This is a genomic window from Streptomyces sp. MMCC 100, from assembly GCF_041538145.2.
Classification (GTDB): Bacteria; Actinomycetota; Actinomycetes; order Streptomycetales; family Streptomycetaceae; genus Streptomyces.
The window spans coordinates 5,988,423-6,008,286 of record NZ_JBGORK020000001.1; the positions used below are offsets into that span (position 1 = coordinate 5,988,423).

A 19,864-nucleotide genomic window follows, 5' to 3' on the forward strand; every position below is an offset into this window, starting at 1 on the left:
GGGACCCACTGACTGCGAGGGACGCTCCTGCGCCCACCCGTCCCGGCCGTGCCCGGGCTGCGGCGGGTCAGTACGCCGGCAGGGTCCTGGGGCCGAGGTCGTCGCGGGCGGGAGGGGGTGCCAGGCGGACCGAGGCGCCGAGGACGCTCAGGCCCTGCGGAGCGACCACGACCGGTTCCAGGGTGACCGCGACGACCTCCGGGTGGTCGTCGACCAGCCGCGAGACCCGCAGCAGCAACTCCTCCAGGGCGGCGGCGTCGACGGGGGCCGAGCCGCGCCAGCCGAACAGGAGAGGCGCCGTGCGGATCGAGCGGATGAGCGAGGTGGCGTCCCGGTCGGTGACCGGGATCAGCCGGTGCGCCATGTCGCCGAGCAGCTGTGTGGCAGCGCCGGCGAGGCCGAAGGAGAGCACCGCGCCGGCCGCCGGGTCGATGACCGCCCGTACGACCGTGTCGACGCCGCGCGGGGCCATGCCCTGCACCACCGGGCGCAGCTCCGCGGGCCTGCCGAACAACTCGGTCAACTCGGCGTAGGCCCGTCGCAGTTGTTCCTCGTCCGCGAGGTCGAGGCGTACGCCGCCCAGGTCGGCGCGGTGACGCAGGTGGGGGGCGGTGGCCTTGAGGGCGACGGGGTAGCCGAGGGTCCGCGCGGAGGCCACGGCGTCGTCGGGGGTGGGGGCGGGCAGGGCGCGGTGGACGTGGACGCCGTACCTGCCGAGCAGCTCGCAGGTCTCCTGGGCGCCCAGGGTTAGCCCCTGCCCGCGTGCGAGGTACCCCGCTATCTGCTCGGCGGCGCCCTTCTCGTCGATGTCCTCGTACTCGGGCACCTTGCCGGGGTCGGCGGCGTCGCGCCGCCACTGGGCGTAGGCGACGGCCTCGCCGAGGGCGCGGACGGCGCGCTCGGCGGCGGGGTAGGCGGGGATCAGGTGGGCCCCTTCCGGGGCCCGGACGGCGGGCGGCGGCTGGGCCGGGGCCCCGGGCTGGGGCGCCTTGACGGGGGCGGGCTGAGTGGCGCCCGGGGTGGTCGGAGAGGCGGGGCTCGGGTCGGGCGCTGTGCCCGGGCCGGACGGAGAAACGGGACTCCCCCCAGCCGCTGTGCCCGGACCGGACGGAGAGGCGGGACTCGCCACGGCAGCTGTGCCGGGGCCGGGGGGAGAGACTGGGGCGGGAGGGGCCTGGGGCGTGGTGCCCGGATCGGCCTGGGAGGCGGCCGTGCTCGAAGCGGTGCCCGGAGCCCCTTCAGCGGCGGCGCCCGGAGTCGCTTGAGGGGCGGCGCCCGGAGTCGCTTGAGGGGCGGTGCTCGCCGCCGCCGACAGGGCTTCCGCCAGGCCGCCCAGCTCCACGTGGACCACGAGGACCGGTTTGGTGGGGACCGCGGCCGCCGCCGAGCGCAGGGCCTCCGCCAGCGCGGCGTCCGCGGCCGCCCCCTCCCCCACCGTCGGGATGGCGGTCACGACGACCGCGTCGCACGTGTCGTCGGCCAGGGCGCGGGAGAGGGCCGCGTGGAAGTCGTCGGCCGAGGCGGCCGTCGTCAGGTCCAGCGGGGGCTGCGGGCGCAGGCCCTCGGAGAGGCACGCGTCGTACGTGAGCAGTCCCAGTGACTCGGAGTTGCCCAGGATGGCCACCCTCGGTCCGGCGGGCAGTGGCTGGCGGGCGAGCAGCAGCCCCGCGTCGACCAGGTCCGTGATCGTGTCGACCCGGATCACGCCGGCCTGCCGCAGCAGCGCGGAGACCGTCGCGTGCGGCAGCCGTGTCGCCCGTACGGCGTGTCCCTGCGGCGCGGCACCCCCGTGCCGGGCGCCCTGCACCACGACCAGGGGCTTGGCGGCCGCCGTGCGCCGGGCCAGGCGGGTGAACTTGCGCGGGTTGCCGATGGACTCCAGGTACATCAGGGCGACGTCGGTCTCCGGGTCGTCGTACCAGTACTGGAGGACGTCGTTGCCGGAGACGTCGGCGCGGTTGCCGGAGGAGACGAAGGTGGACACGCCGGTGTGGCCGGTGACTCCGCCGCCGCGCCGGTGCAGCCGGGAGAGCAGGGCGATGCCGATGGCGCCGGACTGGGCGAACAGACCGATCCGGCCGGTGCGCGGCATCTCGGGGGCGAGGGAGGCGTTGAGCCGCACGCCCGGGGAGGTGTTGATGATCCCGAAGGCGTTGGGCCCGATGATCCGCATGCCGTACGAGCGCGCCTGGCGCACGAGGGCGCGCTGGCGTTCGCGCCCCTCGGGGCCGCTGTCGGCGTATCCGGCGGAGATCACCACGAGTCCCTGCACGCCGTGCTCGCCGCACTCGGTGACGACGTCGGGGACGTGCGCGGCGGGCACGGTGACGACGGCGAGGTCGACGGGTCCGTCGATGTCGCGCACGGAGCGGCATGCCGGGACCCCGTCGAGTTCCTTCTGCTCCTCGGGGAAGGCCCTGTTCACGGCGTACAGGCGGCCCGTGTAGCCCGCGTCCCGGATGTTGCCGAGGATGCTGCGGCCGACGCCGCCGGGGGTGCGGCCGGTGCCGACGACCGCGACCGAACCGGGCTGCAGCAGCCGCTGGACGGAACGCGCCTCCGCGCGGTGCTCGCGCGCGTACTGCACGGCGAGCGAGCGGTCGGTGGGTTCGAGGTCGAACTCCAGGCGGACCACGCCGTCCTCGAAGCTCCGCTTCTGGGTGTACCCGGCGTCCATGAAGACTTTGATCATCTTGTTGTTGGCGGGCAGCACCTCGGCGGCGAAGCGGCGGATGCCGCGCTCGCGGGCGACGGCGGCGATGTGCTCCAGGAGCGCGGAGGCGACGCCGCGTCCCTGGTGGGCGTCCTGGACGAGGAAGGCGACCTCGGCCTCGTCGGCCGGTGCCGTGGCGGGTGTTCCGCCGGCGCCGATCCGGTCGTAGCGTACGGTGGCGATGAACTCGCCGCCGACGGTGGCCGCGAGTCCCACCCGGTCCACAAAGTCGTGGTGCGTGAAGCGGTGGACGTCCTTGGCGGACAGGCGAGGGTATGGCGCGAAGAAGCGGTAGTACTTCGACTCGTCGGAGACCTGCTCGTAGAAGCTGACCAGGCGCTCGGCGTCATCAACGGTGATGGGGCGGACGCGCGCGGTGCCGCCGTCGCGCAGCACCACGTCGGCTTCCCAGTGGGCGGGGTACTCGTGCCGGTCCGACGAGGTCTGCATGGGCCCCAGAGTACGGCTCGCGTACGACAACGGCGCGGGGCAGTCTGTGGAGGACACAAGCTCGGACCGAGGCCGCGGTCCGACGACCACGCGGGACGGCGTACGCGGTCGTCCCGGCCTGCTTCACGATGTGGGAAACTGGTCTAGACAAGACTGGTCTAGACAACTTCAACCCCTCTGAACACCTGAAGGGCAGCATCACATGGCTGAGCGCCGCGTCAACGTCGGCTGGGCCGAGGGTCTCCACGCCCGCCCCGCCTCCATCTTCGTCCGAGCCGCCACGGCCACAGGCGTCCCGGTGACGATCGCCAAGGCCGACGGTTCCCCCGTCAACGCGGCCTCCATGCTGGCCGTCCTCGGCCTCGGCGCCCAGGGCGGCGAGGAGATCGTCCTCGCCTCCGACGCCGAGGGCGCGGAGGCCGCCCTGGACCGGCTGGCGAAGCTGGTCGCCGAGGGGCTCGAGGAGCTTCCCGAGACCGTCTGAGCCCGACGGACAGCAGCATCGAAAGGCCCGCCGGAACCACCGGACGGGCCTTTCGCCTTTTCTCTTTCGGCCCACCCGTCCATTCATCCTGTTTACGGGCAGCAGAAAACACCGGCAGGAATTCCCTGCCCTTTGTATACGGCGCCCGTGTTACTGTCGCCCACTCGCCGTGTTTACGGAATGTTGCGCACTCCTCACGCGCTCCGTCCGCCCGTCGCCGGAGGCGAATCGCAGCCGGTGCGCGGAGACCGACCGCTCGATGTGCAGGGCCATGAGCGCCCGCGCACGGTCGCCGTCGCCCCGGGCCACCGCGTCGGTGATCGCGCCGTGCTCCGCCCAGTACTCCACCGGCCCGGCCGGGGCCTCCACGACGTACATCCAGGCGATCTTGTGGCGGAGCTGGGTCAGCAGGGCGGTCAGGGAGGGGCTGTCGGCCGCCCGGGCGAGGGTCTCGTGGAACCAGCCGCCCAGCGAGCGCAGGTCCTCGCCGCTGCCCCGCCTGGCCCGTTCCTGTCCCAGCCTGACCAGGCCGCGCAACACCTTGAGGTGGGCCTCGGTGCGCCGCCGGGCGGCCCGGGAGGCGCCGAGCGGCTCCAGGAGCGTGCGGGTCTCGAGCAGGTCGGCGGCCTCCTGCTCCGTGGGTTCCGCGACGCACGCGCCCGCGTGCCGCCGGGTCACCACGAAGCCCTCGGCCTCCAGCGTGCGCAGGGCCTCGCGGACGGGGACGCGGGAAACGCCGTAGCGGCGGGCGAGGATTTCCTCGGTGAGCCGGCTCCCGCGGCCGTGGATGCCGGCGACGATGTCGTCCCGGATCGCCGTGCACACCGAATGCGCCGGAATACGCATGACCGACCTCCCCTTGACCCCGCGAAACGTCGACGGTTGACGCGTGTTGAGCGACCTCGGGCCAATCAAGCGATATTAAATGCGAAAAGCCCCGGCTCGGGAAGCCGGGGCTTTCGAATACCGCCGTCAGACGTTCACGCCGTGGGAGCGGAGGTAGGCGACGGGGTCCATGTCGGAGCCGTACTCGGGGCTCGTACGGGCCTCGAAGTGCAGGTGCGGTCCGGTGACGTTGCCGGTGGCGCCGGAGAGGCCGATCTGCTGGCCGGGCTCGACCGACTGGCCGACGGAGACGCCGATGGACGACAGGTGCCCGTACTGCGTGTACGTGCCGTCGTGCATCTTGATCACGACCTGGTTGCCGTACGCCCCTCCCCAGCCGGCCTCCACGACGGTGCCGACGCCGACCGCGTGCACGGTCGTGCCGCTGGAGGCGTGGAAGTCGATGCCGGTGTGGCTGCCGGAGGACCACAGGGAGCTGCCGGCCTGGTACGCGGTGGAGACGTAGGAGGCGGTGATCGGCGCGACGAAGGTGTTGAGGCGCTTGCGCTCCGCCTCCCGCGCGGCGCGCTCCTTGGCCTCGCGTGCTTCCTTGGCCGCCTCGGCCGCCCGCTCACGGGCCGCTTCCCGGGCCGCCTCACGGGCGGCGGCGTCCACGGCCGCCTGCTTCTGGGCGACGGCCTGGGCGTCGATCTCGTCGGCTATGGAGTCGCCGATGGTGACGACCGGAGTGAGCCCGCTCTGCTCCACCTGGGGCTCGGCGGCGAGCGCCGGAGCCGCGAGGGTGCCGACGACGCCGGTGGTGGCGAGGGCCGCGACTCCCGCCGCGCGGGCGGTGGTGCGGTGCACCCGGCCGGTACGGCGGTGCTTACCGGTGGCGCGCGTGAACGCCATGTAGAGGCTTGTCCTTTCCTTCCCTCTCGCCTACCGGGTTAGCTGACGGGTTCGGAGGTGGAAGGTCTCCTACGGGCCCCCTCGCGGTATGCGCGGGCGTCCGATTCACCCCAGGGACTGCGATGGGTCCCCGGCTCCCCTGGCTCGCGCCGTACGGGGACTCGGCGATGACTGTCCGGTGCCGCGGGTGCGGCGCACTGCCTGACGAACAGCCCGGAAGACGCTAAACGGGGCTGTCTTCAATCCTCAAACGCAACAGGGTTTTTGTAGCGCACGCCACAGGGCAGACGGGCAGTCACTCCCCCAATCCGGACATACGGCGGCCCTGGTGACACTCCGGTCACCAGGGCCTTCGCGCGCGCGTGCCGCTACTCGGCCGCCACCACGGTGACTTCACCGATGCCGAGGGCCTCGACGGGCTCCTTGATCTGCGCCGCGTCGCCGACGAGGACCGTCACGAGGCGGTCCACCGGGAAGGCGTTCACGACCGCCGCCGTGGCCTCCACGGTGCCCGTGGCCGCGAGTTGGCGGTAGAGCGTCGCCTGGAAGTCGTCGGACAGGTGCTGCTCGACCTGGTCGGCCAGGGTGCTCGCCACGGCCGCCGCCGTCTCGTACTTGAGCGGCGCCACGCCCACCAGATTCTGCACGGCCACGTCACGCTCGGCGTCGGTGAGCCCCTCCGCGGCGAGCTTGCGCAGCACCGTCCACAGGTCCTCGAGGGCGGGACCGGTGTTCGGGGTGTCGACGGAGCCGCTGATGGCGAGCATCGCGGCGCCCGTTCCGTCCGGCGCGGAACGCAGGACCTGCCCGAACGCCCGTACGCCGTAGGTGTAGCCCTTCTCCTCGCGCAGGACGCGGTCCAGGCGCGAGGTGAGGGTGCCGCCGAGGCAGTAGGTGCCGAGCACCTGCGCGGGCCACACGCGGTCGTGCCGGTCGGCGCCGGTGCGGCCGATCAGCAGCTGCGTCTGGACGGCGCCGGGACGGTCGACGATGACGACCCGGCCCCGGTCGTCGGCGGTCACCGGGGGTACGGGGCGCGGCTCGGCGGGCGAGCCGGTCCACGCGCCCAGGGTGTCGCCGAGCAGCGCGTCGAGGTCGACGCCGGTGAGGTCGCCGACGACCACGGCGGTGGCCGTGGCGGGACGGACGTGCCGCTCGTAGAAGGCGCGTACGGCCGCGGAGTCGATGCTCGCGACGGTCTCCTCGGAGCCCTGGCGCGGGCGCGACATGCGCGAGTCGGCCGGGAACAGCTCCTTGGAGAGTTCCTTGGCGGCCCGGCGGGAGGGGTTGGCCAGCTCGTGCGGGATCTCGTCGAGCCGGTTGCGCACCAGCCGTTCGACCTCGCTGTCCGCGAAGGCGGGCGCCCTGAGCGCGTCGGCGACCAGACCGAGGGCCTTGGCCAGGCGCGAGGCGGGCACCTCGAGGCTCAGCCGGACGCCGGGGTGGTCGGCGTGCGCGTCCAGCGTGGCGCCGCAGCGCTCCAGCTCGGCGGCGAAATCCTCGGCGGAGTGCTTGTCGGTGCCCTCGGAGAAGGCGCGCGCCATGATGGTGGCGACGCCGTCGAGACCGGTCGGCTCGGCGTCCAGGGGGGCGTCGAGGAGGACCTCGACGGCGACGACCTGCTGGCCGGGGCGGTGGCAGCGCAGCACGGTGAGGCCGTTGCCGAGGCTGCCGCGCTCCGGGGCGGGGAACGCCCACGGCTTGGGCTCGCCGGCCTGCGGCTGCGCGTGGAATTCCATGGTGGCGAGCTCGGTCACTTGGCCGCCTCCTCGTTCTCGTCGGTGGCGTCGTTCGTGTCGGCGTCGTTCGTGTCGGCGTCGTTCTCGTCGGCGGGGGCGGTGGGCTCGTAGACGAGCACCGCGCGGTTGTCGGGGCGCAGGCGGGCCTTGGCGACCTCCTGGACCTCCTCCGCGGTCACCTCGAGCACCCGCTGCACGGCGGTCAGGGCGAGCTGCGGGTCGCCGAACAGCACGGCGTACCGGCACAGTTCGTCGGCGCGGCCCGCGACCGTGCCCAGACGGTCCAGCCACTCGCGCTCGAGCTGGGCCTGGGCGCGCTCCATCTCCTCGGCCGTGGGGCCCTCCTCTGCGAACCGGGCCAGTTCCTCGTCGACGGCGGACTCGATGACCGGCACCTCGACGTCGCCGGACGTCTTCACGTCCAGCCACCCCAGGGAGGGCGCCCCGGCGAGCCGCAGCAGGCCGAACCCGGCGGCGACGGCCGTGCGGTCGCGGCGGACGAGCCGGTTGTAGAGGCGGGACGACTCGCCGCCGCCCAGGACGGTCAGGGCCAGGTCGGCCGCGTCGCACGCGCGCGTGCCGTCCTCCGGCAGGCGGTAGGCCGCCATGAGGGCGCGGGCCGGGACCTCCTCCTCGAGGATCTCGCGCAGCTGCCCGCCCATGACGTCGGGCAGCGAACCGTCCCGGGGAGGCTGCTTGCCGTCGTGCGAGGCGATGGAGCCGAAGTACTTCTCGATCCAGGCGAGCGTCTGCTCGGGATCGATGTCGCCGACGACCGACAGCACCGCGTTGTTCGGCGCGTAGTAGGTGCGGAAGAACGCGCGCGCGTCCTCCAGCGTCGCCGCGTCCAGGTCGGCCATCGAGCCGATCGGCGTGTGGTGGTAGGGGTGGCCCTCCGGGTAGGCGAGGGCGGTCAGCTTCTCGAAGGCCGTGCCGTAGGGGACGTTGTCGTAGCGCTGGCGGCGTTCGTTCTTGACGACGTCCCGCTGGTTCTCCATGGACTCCTCGTCCAGGGCGGCCAGCAGGGAGCCCATGCGGTCGGCCTCCAGCCAGAGGGCGAGCTCCAGCTGGTGGGCGGGCATGGTCTCGAAGTAGTTGGTCCGCTCGAAGCTGGTGGTGCCGTTGAGCGAGCCGCCGGCGCCCTGTACCAGCTCGAAGTGGCCGTTGCCCTTGACCTGGGCGGAGCCCTGGAACATGAGGTGCTCGAAAAGGTGAGCCAGGCCGGTGCGCCCCTTGACCTCGTGGCGCGAGCCGACGTCGTACCAGAGGCACACCGCCGCGACCGGGGTCAGGTGGTCCTCGGAGAGCACCACGCGCAGGCCGTTGGCCAGACGGTGCTCGGTCGCTGTCAGGCCGCCGGAGCCTGCCTGGGCTGTGGCCGTGTGACCCATGGGCATGTACGTCCCTTCGATCGCGGAATCCTTGGTGGAATCACCGGGTGAGGCACTTGGTGAACCACGTGGTGAATCATTGGGCGGAACTGCGGAATTCCACCGATCCTGCCACTGTATGCAAGCGTGCGGGCCACCGGTGGAGTTCCCGGCCCTCGTACGCCGAGAGCGAGAACGCGGTCGGCGGGCCGCCGGGGACGGCGGCCCGGGACGAGGGCGTACTCTGCGGGCAGCGCCGGGCCGGGCAGCCCGTGACGGGTCCTGGTCGGTCGCTGTCAGTGCCGCAGTCCACAATGGACGGCGTCAGATCACCGTTCACGCTTCAGCAAGGAGCCGGCAGCGATGGCCCGCCGTAGTACGAAGACCCCGCCGCCCGACGACTCGTACGAGGAGAAGATCCTCGACATCGACGTCGTCGACGAGATGCAGGGCTCCTTCCTCGAGTACGCGTACTCGGTCATCTACTCCCGTGCGCTGCCGGACGCCCGCGACGGCCTCAAGCCGGTGCACCGCCGCATCGTGTACCAGATGAACGAGATGGGCCTGCGGCCCGAGCGCAGCTACGTGAAGTGCGCCCGTGTCGTCGGCGAGGTCATGGGCAAGCTGCACCCGCACGGCGACGCGTCGATCTACGACGCCCTGGTGCGCATGGCCCAGTCGTTCTCGATGCGCGTGCCCCTGGTGGACGGCCACGGCAACTTCGGCTCGCTGGGCAATGACGACCCGCCGGCCGCCATGCGGTACACCGAGTGCAAGATGGCCGAGGCCGCCGGCCTGATGACGGAGTCCATCGACGAGGACACCGTCGACTTCGCGCCCAACTACGACGGCCAGGAGCAGGAGCCGGTGGCGCTGCCCGCCGCCTTCCCGAACCTGCTGGTCAACGGCGCCTCGGGCATCGCGGTCGGCATGGCCACCAACATGCCGCCGCACAACCTGCGCGAGGTGATCGCGGCGGCCCGGCACCTGATCCGGTATCCGAACGCCGATCTGGACGCGCTGATGAAGCACGTTCCGGGCCCCGACCTGCCCACCGGCGGCCGGATCGTCGGCCTGCCCGGCATCCGGGACGCGTACGAGACGGGACGCGGCACCTTCAAGATCCGCGCGACGGTGGCCGTGGAGACGGTGACGGCCCGCCGCAAGGGCCTCGTCGTCACCGAGCTGCCCTTCGCGGTCGGCCCGGAGAAGGTCATCTCGAAGATCAAGGACCTGGTCGGTTCGAAGAAGCTCCAGGGCATCGCGGACGTCAAGGACCTCACCGACCGCGCGCACGGACTGCGCCTGGTCATCGAGATCAAGAACGGCTTCGTGCCCGAGGCGGTCCTGGAGCAGCTCTACAAGCTGACCGCCATGGAGGAGTCCTTCGGCATCAACAACGTCGCCCTGGTGGACGGTCAGCCCCTCACCCTGGGCCTCAAGGAGCTGCTGGAGGTCTATCTCGACCACCGCTTCACCGTCGTCAGGCGCCGCAGCGAGTTCCGCCGGGGCAAGAAGCGCGACCGGCTGCACCTGGTGGAGGGCCTGCTCACCGCTCTGGTCGACATCGACGAGGTCATCCGTCTCATCCGCTCCAGCGAGAACTCCGCGCAGGCCAAGCAGCGGCTGATGGAGCGCTTCTCGCTGAGCGACGTCCAGACGCAGTACATCCTGGACACGCCGCTGCGCCGGCTCACCAAGTACGACCGCATCGAGCTGGAGTCCGAGAAGGAGCGGCTGAACGCGGAGATCGAGGAGCTGACCCGGATCCTCGACTCGGACGCGGAGCTGCGCAAGCTGGTCTCGGCCGAACTGGCAGCGGTGGCGAAGAAGTTCGGCACCGACCGCCGTACGACGCTGCTGGAGTCGGGCGGCGCCCCGGTCGCCGCCGTGCCGCTCCAGGTGGCGGACGACCCGTGCCGGGTGCTGCTGTCGTCGACGGGCCTGCTGGCCCGCACCGCGAACGACGAGCCTCTCGTCACGGAGGCGGGGGCCAAGCGGGTCAAGCACGACCTGATCGTCTCGGCGGTGCCGGCCACGGCGCGCGGCGAGGTGGGCGTGGTGACGTCCGCCGGGCGGCTGCTGCGGGTGAACGTCGTGGACCTGCCCCAGCTCCCGGAGGCCATGCCGGCGCCGAACCTCGCGGGCGGCGCGCCGCTGGCCGAGTTCGTGTCCCTGGAGGACGACGAGGACGTCGTCTGCCTGACCACGCTGGACGAGTCCTCGCCGGGGCTGGCGCTCGGCACGGAACAGGGCGTCGTCAAGCGTGTGGTGCCCGACTACCCGTCCAACAAGGACGAGTTGGAGGTCATCACCCTCAAGGACGGCGACCGCATCGTCGGCGGGGTCGAGTTGCGCACCGGTGACGAGGACCTGGTCTTCATCACGGACGACGCGCAGCTCCTGCGCTACCAGGCCTCGCAGGTCCGCCCGCAGGGCCGTCCCGCGGGGGGTGTGGCGGGCGTCAAGCTCGCCGACGGCGCCAAGGTCATCTCCTTCACGGCGGTGGATCCGGCGGCGGAGGCGGTGGTCTTCACGGTGGCCGGATCGCGCGGCACGCTGGACGACTCCGTGCAGACCACGGCCAAGCTGACGCCGTTCGACCAGTATCCGCGCAAGGGCCGCGCCACGGGCGGTGTGCGCTGCCAGCGGTTCCTGAAGGGCGAGGACTGCCTGGCCTTCGCCTGGGCGGGTGCCACCCCGGCGCTCGCCGCCCAGAAGAACGGCACACCGGCCCAGCTCCCGGACATCGACCCGCGCCGCGACGGCTCGGGCGTGTCGCTGCCCAAGACGGTGTCGGTGGTGGCGGGCCCGGCCTAGGAGCCCTCGATGCCGAGGGCTTCGCCGTCGGGGTCCTCGCCGTCGGGTACGTAGCGCAGGACGCCCCACATGCCGTGCTCGTCGGCGGATGGGGCGTCGGCGTCCCGGCGGCACGCGTCGAGTTCCTCGCCGAGGGCCGCCGTGTCGATGCCGGTGCCGATGAGGACGAGTTGGGAGCGGCGGACGTCGGCCGCACCGGAGGGGTCGGCGGCGTCGGCGGACGTCCAGGGCTCCGGGTAGAAGCGCAGGAAGCGTCCCACGGCGTGGACGGCATACCGGTTCCGCGTGTCGTAGGGGCCGAAGTCGACGTACCCCTTGATCCGGTAGAGGCCCTCGGGTCGGCTGTCGAGGAAGCGCATGAGCCGGCGCGGGTCGAGCGGCACGTCGGAGTCGAACGACAGGGTGTCGTAGGCGGCGTGCAGGTGCCCGGCGTGTGCGCCGCCCTCGGAGTGGTCGTGCAGGTCGTCGAAGGACAACTGCCCCACGCGCTCCTCGCCGGGCCGGCAGTCGTAGAGGAACTCGGGGTCGATACGGCCGTAGGTCGCGGGCACGACGGCGGCGCCGTCGCCGAGCGAGTGCACGAGTGCGAGCACGCGCTCGGCGTCCCGTGCCCGGTCGGTCTTGTTGACCACGATCAGGTCGGCGAGGGCCAGGTGCCGGTCGATCTCGGGGTGCTTGGCGCGGGTGTCGTCGAACTCGGCGGCGTCGACGACCTCGACGAGCCCGCCGTAGACGACCCCCGGTTGCTCGCTGGCGAGCAGCATGCGCACCAGTTCCTGCGGCTCGGCGAGGCCACTGGCCTCGATGACGATGACGTCGATGCCGGCTTCGGGCCGGGCGAGCCGCTCCAGATACCCGTCGAGTTCACTCGCGTCGACGGCACAGCAAAGGCATCCGTTGCCGAGCGACACGGTGGAGTCGCCGAGGGCGCCGGCGACGGCCATCGCGTCGATCTCGATCGAGCCGAAGTCGTTGACGATGGCGCCGATACGGCTGCCTCCGCTGCGGTGGAGGAGGTGGTTGAGGAGGGTGGTTTTTCCGGAGCCGAGAAATCCGGCGAGTACGACGACCGGGATCTGCTGCGGAGTCGGGCGCTGCCCCACCGTGCGACCTCTCTCTCACCCACGCGTACGCCGGCCCGTGGCGAGGCGTACGTGCACGTACGGAATTGCCTGCTCAGGATACGAGCCGGCGGAGTACCCGCGGAGTGAACGATTGTTAGCAGCACTTGGTGGGCAGACGTTTTGCATGGCGCCGGACCGTGCGACCCTCGCTTCCCTCCGTGCGCCGCCTCTCCGCCTCCCCGTCGATCAACGCCGCTCGGCACCCTGGAGGCGGCAGCACCACCCATCGCTCGCCGGTCCCCGTCAGCCGACCCGCACTCGACGACCGGCGGGCGGTCGCCTGATTCGGGGGTTGACATGGTCACACGGAAAAGCGTCACGGGGAGGTTCGGCTCCGCCGCGGCCGGGATGCTGGCGGCCGCGCGGCAGCGGCGACTGGACAGGGCCCGTCTGAACGAGCGGCAGCTGCGACTGGAGGAGTCGGCGATCCGGCGCGAAGCGCTGCGGCACCAGCAGCGCATGCACTGGGAGTTGCTGACCAGGGCGATCGACGACCCTTCGCTGGCCGAGGTCATCGACACGTACGACAAGAGCATCCCGGCCGCGCGGCGCCGTCAGTTCCTCTATGCCAACGCCTGGTACACCTACCTGTACCACTGCCACCGAGCGGGCCTGCTGGACCGGGAGGAGCTGTACCGGATCCTGCGCGAGTTCTTCCAGAGCCCCGTCTTCCGGGAGTACTGGGACGCGTCCGAGCACATGCGCGCCTCCCTCAACGAGGCGTCCGAGGAGGCCCGGCTGGGCCGCATGGTCGACGGCCTCGTCCAGGACCTCGACGAAGCCGACACCGACGAATGGTGGGTCGTGGGGACCCCGCCGACGGACTGACGGCGCCTGCCGCAGGCTCGGCCGAGCAGGTCAATGGGCCCGGAACCGGCGACACGACGGAGTGAGTTTCGGCCATCTCGTCACGTGTAACTCATGAACACCAGTAGCGTGTGCTCGCCATCACTCTGGAGACTCCTAAGGACCGGTACCTTTGAAGATCGTGCGCCGCATCGGTGTGCCTCCCAGCGCCCGGGGCAGTAACTCGGGGTCCACCTGCCCCGACCTGTTCGAACTGAGCGACGGCAACTTCGCCGTCATCGGCACCGAGGCCACCGAGGCGCTGGAGCGCGAGCTGCCCGCCGACGCCGCCCGGGCCGACTACGAACGCATCGTGGTCATCAGCCGGGAGACCCTCGTCCGGGCCAAGGCCGACATCCCCGACGCCTGACGTCACCCGTGCCCATCGGCCGTACCCACCGCCGACCGCGCACGGACCCACCACCGGCGAGCAACCCGGCACCCCGTCCTTGCTCGACGCTCCCCCGACCAGGCCTGGCGCCCGAACGGCACCGGGCCGCTCGTGTTCCTCAGGCCACCGCCGGCACGCCGACCGGCGCTCCCGGTCCCACATACCGTGCCACCGGCCGGATGATCTTCGAGTCACGCGCCTGTTCCAGGATGTTGGCGCTCCAGCCCACCACCCGAGCCGCCGCGAACGTGGGCGTGAACATCTCGCGGGGCAGACCGCACAGTTCCATGACCACGCCCGCGTAGAACTCGACGTTGGTGTGCAGTTCACGCCCCGGCTTCAGCTCCGCGAGGATCGCCTCGACCTGCCGTTCCACCTCGACGGCGAACTCCACGCGCGGGCCGCCGAACCGCTGTGCCACCTCTCGCAGCATCCGGGAGCGCGGATCCTCCGTGCGGTAGACCGCGTGGCCGAAACCCATGATGCGGTCACCGGCGAGCACCCGCTCGCGGATCCACCCGTCGATACGGTCGGGCGTGCCGATCGCGTCCAGGGTGTCCAGCGCCCGGCTGGGCGCACCGCCGTGCAGCGGGCCGGACAGCGCCGACACCGCACCGGCCAGGCAGGCCGCGACATCCGCACCCGTCGACGCGATGACCCGCGCGGTGAACGTCGACGCGTTGAACCCGTGATCAATGGTGGAGATCAAGTACTGCTCGACCGCACGCGTGCGTGCCTCGTCCGGCTCCTCACCGGTCACCATGTAGAGGTAGTTCGCGGCGTACGACAGGTCCTCGCGCGGCTCCACCGGCTCGAGCCCCCGCCCCAACCGGTGCAGCGCGGTGAGCAGCGTCGGCACGGCCGCGGCAGCTACCAGGGTGTCCTGCCGGCGCTGGTCGGCCGAGAGGTCGTACACCGGTCGGAAGTCCAGCGCCGCGCCCAGCAGGGACAGGCCCGTGCGCATCCCGGCGAGCGGGCCGGAGCGCCCGCCGGCCGCGGCGATGGCGGGCAGTGCCGCGCGCACCGTGTCGGGCAGCCGCCTCAGCGCCGCCGTCTCGGCGGCGAAGGCGGCGCCGCGGCGCGCGTCGGGGAGTTCTCCGTGGACCAGGAGATGCCAGACGTCCTCGAAGCAGCGGCTCTGCGCGAGCTCGACGGCCGAGTACTGCCGGTAGTGGTAGAAGCCCTCGAGCCCTCGCACGTCGCCGACCTCGGTGTCGGCCACCACGACACCGGCGAGCCCGCGCGGCACCTCGACGAGCGTTGTGGGGGATGCGGTTCTGTTGACGGACATGATTACCTCCTCAGACTTGATTCAACTGTCCATACTTGACTCATAATCTGTCAATATTGATTGAGTCAATGTATCTGCCTTACGGCTCAACACAAACCCCTTCCGATGGATACGGTGACCTCATGCGTGATCAAGAGCCGGGCCACCCCGCCGACAGCGAGCGGCGTCTGACCACCCGGGAGGCGGCCGAACTGCTCGGGGTGAAGCCCGAGACCGTGTACGCGTACGTCAGCCGCGGCCAGCTCGGCAGCCGACGCACACCCGGTGGCCGGGGCAGCACCTTCGACGCCGACGAGGTCCGGGCCCTCGCCCGGCGCAACCGGCGCGACGGCGGCACCCCCGCGGCCTCGGCCACCGGTCAGGAGCTGACCGTGCGCACCCGCCTCACGCTCATCGAGAGCGACCGCTACTACTACCGGGGCGTCGACGCGGTCGAACTCGCCGCACGCCACACCTACGAGGAGGTGGCCGAGTGGCTCTGGACCGGGCAGCTGCGTCCCGGCGCCGCCTTCCCGGCCCCGGAATCCTCCGTGGCCGTCGCCCGCAGGGCCGTCGACGCCCTGCCCGAACACGCCGGCCCCGCCGACCGGCTCCGGGTGGCGGCGATCGCCGCGGCGGTCACGGACCCGCTCCGCTTCGACCTGTCCGAGGCCGCGGTGCTGGGCACGGCGCGCATCCTCATCCCCACCCTCGTCGCCGCGCTGCCCCCCGTACTGCGCGACGGAGACGACCGGGACCCGATCGCCCGCCGACTGTGGACCCGGCTCAGTGGACAGGACGCCGACGAACCGACCCTGCGCGCACTCGACACGGCGCTCTGCCTCCTCGTCGATCACGATCTGGCGGCCTCCACACTCGCCGTGCGCGTCGCCGCGTCGGCGCGGGCACACGCCTACGCCGCCGTGTCCGCCGGGCTGGGCGTGATCGAGGGACCGCTGCACGGCGCCGCCGGAGGACTCGCCCACCGGATGCTGCTGGAGGTCCTGGAACTGGGCAGCGCGGCCCCGGTGGTCGCGGAGGAGCTGCGGGCCGGCCGGCGCGTCCCGGGACTCGGCCACCGGCTCTATCCCGGTGAGGACCCACGCGCGCGTGCCCTGTTCGCGCTCCTTGAGGACATCCCCCGGGCGGCGCCCGCGCTCGCCGCGGCCAGGGACATCCAGGCCACCGCCGCCCGCCACACCCCGCTGCACGCCAACGTCGACCTGGCGCTCGCCGTGCTCACCGCGTCGTCCGGCATGGCACCCAGCGCGGCCGAGACGATCTTCGCCGTGGCCCGTACGGCGGGCTGGATCGCACACGCCCTGGAGGAGTACGGGGAGCGCCCCCTGCGGATGCGGCCGAGCGGGCTGTATTCCGGTCCCAAGCCGCCGCGACCACTACCGGAGTAGCGTCCAGGCGCGGCTGGAAGTCGCCGTGGCGCAAGTCAGGTTAGGCTCACCTCTGTGAGTACGTGCTCAACCGTCTCCTGGGACCTCGACGAGCCCCTTTCGGGCACCGCGCCTGTGGCGAGGACCTGGTTGCTGCTCGAACAGCCCGGCCCCTGGGGTGCCAAGGCGCTCACCTCGAGCCACCTGGACCCCGCGCTGGGGCGTGCCCTCGACGCGGCGGCGAAGGGGACGGGCGTACGCGTCGCGCTCATCCGCCGCCCCGGGCGCCACGCGGACCGGGGCACGCCCGCCGAGCGCAGGGTGTACGCGGCCCACACCGTGCCGGGGAACGTGTGGCTGCACGGCACCACGGTCAAGGATCCCCGCCTGCTGCTCGACCTGGATTTCGCGGCACTCGGCCGAGGCGATCACCACGCCATCGACTCGGTACTGGACGGCGGTCCCCACCGGGGCGATCCACTCGCTCTCGTCTGCACCAACGGCAAACGCGACCGGTGCTGCGCGCTCCTCGGCAGGCCGCTGGCGGCCGAGGTCGCCACCTCCGGAGCCGACGGCGTCTGGGAAGTCACCCACCTGGGGGGCCACCGCTTCTCGCCGACCGTGCTCGTACTGCCGCACGGCTACGTCTACGGCCGGGTCCAGGCGCACGCCGTCAAGGAGATCCTGCACCGCGCGCGGGAGGGCCGGATCGTCGTGGAGGGCTGTCGTGGGAACTCCGCCTGGGAGCGCCCCGGGCAGGCGGCCGAGCTGGCCCTGCGGTCGGCCGTCACCGAGGACACGGCCCAGGCGCTGACGGTCGTACGGACGGACGGTGCCGCACCGCACTGGGAGGTGACCCTGGCCCACTCCGACGGCCGGTACTGGCGGGTCACCGTCGTACAGGGGGCGTCGGTGCCGCCGCGACCGGAGAGCTGCGGAGCGTCGGTGCTGGGCTCGCCGGCGCGGATGGAGGTCACCGCACTGCGCGAGCTGTCGGCGCCGGCGGCGGCACTGGCGAGCTGACGCGCGGACCCCCCGGGAAGCGGACGACAGCTCAGCGGCGACCCGACTGGGGATCCACGCGATCCGCCCGGCGGGAGATACGCGCCACACCCCACTACGGCCGGCCACCGGCCCCACGTACCGTCGTGGCCATGAGCTCCACTCCCTCCGCACGCCGACTGCGCCTGGGCCTGCCGCGGCGGGTGTTCTCGCAGGTGCTGCTGATGCAGGTGGCGATCGCCGCGGGCGTCGCCGTGCTCGCGACCGGTTTGTTCCTGGCACCGCTCGGCGACCAGCTGGACGACCAGGCGATGCGCCGGGCGCTGGCGATCGCGCAGACCACCGCGCAGCAGCCGCAGGTCGTGCGGGACCTGCGGACCACCCGGCCGACGGCGAACGGGCCGGTGCAGCAGGAGGCGGAGCGGGTCCGTACGGCCACCAAGGCGGAGTACGTCGTCGTGATGGACCGAAAGGGCGTGCGCTGGTCCCACACCGACCCGGAGCGGATCGGCGAGCTCGTGTCCACCGACCCCGGGCAGGCGCTGGCCGGACGCGAGGTCATGGAAATCGACAACGGCACGCTGGGTCGCTCCGCCCGCGGCAAGGTGCCCTTGCGCGACAGCGACGGCGAGATCGTGGGGGCGGTCTCGGTGGGCATCGCGTACGACAGCGTCCGGGCGCGGCTGATCCACGCCATCCCCGGCCTGTTCGCGTACGCCGGCGGCGCGCTGGCCGTCGGCGCCCTGGCGTCCTGGGTCATCTCCCGCCGGGTACAGCGGCAGACCCGGGACCTGGCCTTCTCGGACATCGCGGGGCTGCTGGCGGAGCGCGAGGCCATGCTGCACGGCATCCGGGAGGGTGTCGTCGCCCTCGACCGCGGCGGCCGGGTGCGCCTGCTCAACGACGAGGCCCAGCGCCTGCTGGGCATCGGCGGCGAGGCCGTCGGCCGCTTCCCCGACGAGGCGCTCGGCGCGGGGCGCACGGCCGACGTCCTGGCCGGCCGGGTGACCGGCACCGACCTGTTGACGGTACGCGGCCAGCGGGTCCTGGTCGCCAACCGGATGCCCACCGACGACGGCGGGGCCGTGGCCACGCTGCGCGACCGCACCGAGCTGGAGCAGCTCGGCCGGGAGCTGGACTCGACGCGCGGCCTGATCGACGCGCTGCGCGCGCAGGACCATGAGCACGCCAACCGCATGCACACCATGCTGGGACTGCTGGAACTGGAGATGTACGACGACGCCGTGGAGTTCGTCGGCGAGGTGGTCGGCGACCACCGGGTCACCGCGGAACAGATCACCGAGCGGATCCAGGACCCCCTGCTCGCCGCCCTGCTGGTCGGCAAGGCGACCGTCGCGGCCGAACGCGGAGTCGCCCTGTGGGTCTCGGACCGGACGCGGCTGCCGGACCGCCTGATCGATCCCGGGGGCCTCGTCACGATCGTCGGCAACCTGGTCGACAACGCCCTCGACGCCACCGCGGGGACACCGCACGCGCGCGTGGAGGTCGAACTGCGTGCCGAGGGGCGCGCCGCCACGCTCACGGTGCGCGACACGGGGCCAGGCATTCCGACGGACCAGCGTGAGCTGGTCTTCACGACGGGCTGGTCCACCAAGGAGGCGCCGGCCCACCGCGAGCGCGGCATCGGGCTCCCGCTGGTGCGCCGCCTGGCCGAGCGTCAGGGCGGCAGCGCGACCGTCGGAGAGGCGTACGGCGGGGGCGCGGAGTTCGTCGTAGTCCTGCCGGAGGCTCTGACGGAACCGGAACCGGAACCGCAACCGGGCCCGGAACCGGTCCGGGAAGCCGCTCCCGCCGCCCCTGTGACCACCGCTGCCGAGAAGGAGTCCCGATGATCGAGGTCCTGGTCGTGGACGACGACACGCGGGTCGCGCGCGTCAACGCCGCGTACGTCGAGAAGGTGCCGGGCTTCCATGTCGCCGGCGAGGCGCACAACGCGCTGGAGGCGCTGGGCGCTGCGGAGACGCTGCCCCGCCTGGACCTGATCCTGCTGGACCACTACCTGCCCGACCGGACCGGTCTGGAGGTCGTCCAGGAGATGCGGCGGCGAGGACTCCAGACCGACGTGATCATGGTGACCGCCGCTCGGGACGTGTCGACCGTGCAGGCGGCGATGCGCCAGGGGGCTCTCCAGTACCTGGTGAAACCGTTCGCCTTCGCCGGTCTGCGCGCCAAACTGGAGGCGTACGCCGAGCTGCGCCGCACGCTCGACGGGGGCGGTGAGGCGGAACAGCCCGAGGTCGACCGGATCTTCGGCGCCCTGTCGGCACCGTCCGAGCCCGGGTTGCCCAAGGGGCACTCCCCCACCACCGCCGAACTGGTACGCCAGTGCCTGCTGAAGGCCGACGGACCGCTCTCGGCCCAGGAGATCGCCGAACGGACCGGGGTGAGCCGCCAGACCGCGCAGCGCTATCTGAAGCTCCTCGAACGCACCGGACGGGCCGTACTGACACTCAAGTACGGCGAGGCGGGCCGCCCCGAGCACCGTTACGCGTGGGCGACCCGCGTCTGA

At 72.3% G+C, this 19,864-nt stretch carries 15 protein-coding genes and 1 riboswitch; of the genes, 8 read left to right on the top strand and 7 right to left on the bottom strand.

Annotation, left to right across the window (positions count from 1 at the left end; all coding sequences use genetic code 11):
• Nucleotides 1–67 precede the first annotated feature (67 nt).
• Nucleotides 68–3,163, bottom strand: coding sequence for a bifunctional acetate--CoA ligase family protein/GNAT family N-acetyltransferase (locus ABS735_RS27705; protein ID WP_373903532.1), 3,096 nt, complete (start codon nt 3,161–3,163; stop codon nt 68–70).
• Between the two features lie 202 nt (nt 3,164–3,365).
• Here ABS735_RS27705 and ABS735_RS27710 point away from each other — a divergent pair, with 202 nt between their 5' ends.
• Nucleotides 3,366–3,647 carry an HPr family phosphocarrier protein gene (locus tag ABS735_RS27710; protein ID WP_007445064.1) on the top strand — a complete coding sequence of 94 codons (282 nt, stop codon included), beginning with the start codon at nt 3,366–3,368 and terminating at the stop codon, nt 3,645–3,647.
• Nucleotides 3,648–3,797: 150 nt separating this feature from the next.
• Here the strand turns inward: ABS735_RS27710 and ABS735_RS27715 are convergent, their stop codons facing one another.
• From ABS735_RS27715 to ABS735_RS27730, 4 genes are all read right to left on the bottom strand, one after another.
• Nucleotides 3,798–4,493, bottom strand: a complete 696-nt coding sequence (locus ABS735_RS27715; RefSeq protein WP_373903531.1) for a GntR family transcriptional regulator — start codon at nt 4,491–4,493, stop codon at nt 3,798–3,800.
• A gap of 126 nt (nt 4,494–4,619) precedes the next feature.
• Nucleotides 4,620–5,384: a M23 family metallopeptidase gene (locus ABS735_RS27720; RefSeq protein ID WP_373903530.1), complete on the bottom strand. Its 765-nt coding sequence runs from the start codon at nt 5,382–5,384 to the stop codon at nt 4,620–4,622.
• A 12-nt stretch (nt 5,385–5,396) separates the two neighbouring features.
• A riboswitch (cyclic di-AMP (ydaO/yuaA leader) is annotated at nt 5,397–5,561 on the bottom strand.
• Between the two features lie 191 nt (nt 5,562–5,752).
• Complete coding sequence (locus ABS735_RS27725; RefSeq protein ID WP_373903529.1) at nt 5,753–7,141, bottom strand: M16 family metallopeptidase; 1,389 nt, start codon at nt 7,139–7,141, stop codon at nt 5,753–5,755.
• A complete protein-coding gene (locus ABS735_RS27730) occupies nt 7,138–8,520 on the bottom strand; it encodes a M16 family metallopeptidase (RefSeq protein WP_373903528.1) in 1,383 nt (460 codons plus the stop codon). Before ABS735_RS27730 ends, ABS735_RS27725 begins: the two co-directional genes overlap by 4 nt.
• A 336-nt stretch (nt 8,521–8,856) precedes the next feature.
• On the opposite strand from ABS735_RS27730, the gene ABS735_RS27735 reads away from it, so the two are divergent.
• Nucleotides 8,857–11,313, top strand: coding sequence for a DNA gyrase/topoisomerase IV subunit A (locus ABS735_RS27735; protein WP_373903527.1), 2,457 nt, complete (start codon nt 8,857–8,859; stop codon nt 11,311–11,313).
• Here the strand turns inward: ABS735_RS27735 and ABS735_RS27740 are convergent.
• Entirely contained in the window at nt 11,310–12,416 is a 1,107-nt protein-coding gene (locus ABS735_RS27740; protein ID WP_373903526.1) for a CobW family GTP-binding protein, read from the bottom strand. The two genes, ABS735_RS27735 and ABS735_RS27740, sit on opposite strands and share 4 nt — an antisense overlap.
• 318 nt (nt 12,417–12,734) lie before the next feature.
• On the opposite strand from ABS735_RS27740, the gene ABS735_RS27745 reads away from it, so the two are divergent.
• Nucleotides 12,735–13,265: a DUF6082 family protein gene (locus tag ABS735_RS27745; protein WP_373903525.1), complete on the top strand. Its 531-nt coding sequence runs from the start codon at nt 12,735–12,737 to the stop codon at nt 13,263–13,265.
• A gap of 151 nt (nt 13,266–13,416) precedes the next feature.
• The gene (locus ABS735_RS27750; protein ID WP_373903524.1) at nt 13,417–13,653 is read left to right on the top strand and encodes a hypothetical protein; all 237 of its coding nucleotides are present in this window, start codon (nt 13,417–13,419) and stop codon (nt 13,651–13,653) included.
• A gap of 139 nt (nt 13,654–13,792) precedes the next feature.
• Here the strand turns inward: ABS735_RS27750 and ABS735_RS27755 are convergent, their stop codons facing one another.
• Nucleotides 13,793–14,965 (bottom strand): citrate synthase/methylcitrate synthase, encoded by a 1,173-nt coding sequence (locus ABS735_RS27755; RefSeq protein ID WP_373903523.1) that lies wholly within the window; start codon nt 14,963–14,965, stop codon nt 13,793–13,795.
• Nucleotides 14,966–15,087: 122 nt separating this feature from the next.
• Here ABS735_RS27755 and ABS735_RS27760 point away from each other — a divergent pair, with 122 nt between their 5' ends.
• The 4 genes from ABS735_RS27760 to ABS735_RS27775 all read left to right on the top strand — a co-directional run bounded on the left by ABS735_RS27760 (nt 15,088) and on the right by ABS735_RS27775 (nt 19,864).
• Nucleotides 15,088–16,353, top strand: coding sequence for a citrate/2-methylcitrate synthase (locus ABS735_RS27760; RefSeq protein ID WP_373903522.1), 1,266 nt, complete (start codon nt 15,088–15,090; stop codon nt 16,351–16,353).
• Nucleotides 16,354–16,407: 54 nt separating this feature from the next.
• The gene (locus ABS735_RS27765) at nt 16,408–17,355 is read left to right on the top strand and encodes a sucrase ferredoxin (protein WP_373903521.1); all 948 of its coding nucleotides are present in this window, start codon (nt 16,408–16,410) and stop codon (nt 17,353–17,355) included.
• Between the two features lie 131 nt (nt 17,356–17,486).
• On the top strand, nt 17,487–19,187 hold the full coding sequence (locus ABS735_RS27770) for an ATP-binding protein (protein WP_373903520.1): 1,701 nt from the start codon (nt 17,487–17,489) through the stop codon (nt 19,185–19,187).
• Nucleotides 19,184–19,864 carry a response regulator gene (locus ABS735_RS27775; protein WP_373903519.1) on the top strand — a complete coding sequence of 227 codons (681 nt, stop codon included), beginning with the start codon at nt 19,184–19,186 and terminating at the stop codon, nt 19,862–19,864. Before ABS735_RS27770 ends, ABS735_RS27775 begins: the two co-directional genes overlap by 4 nt.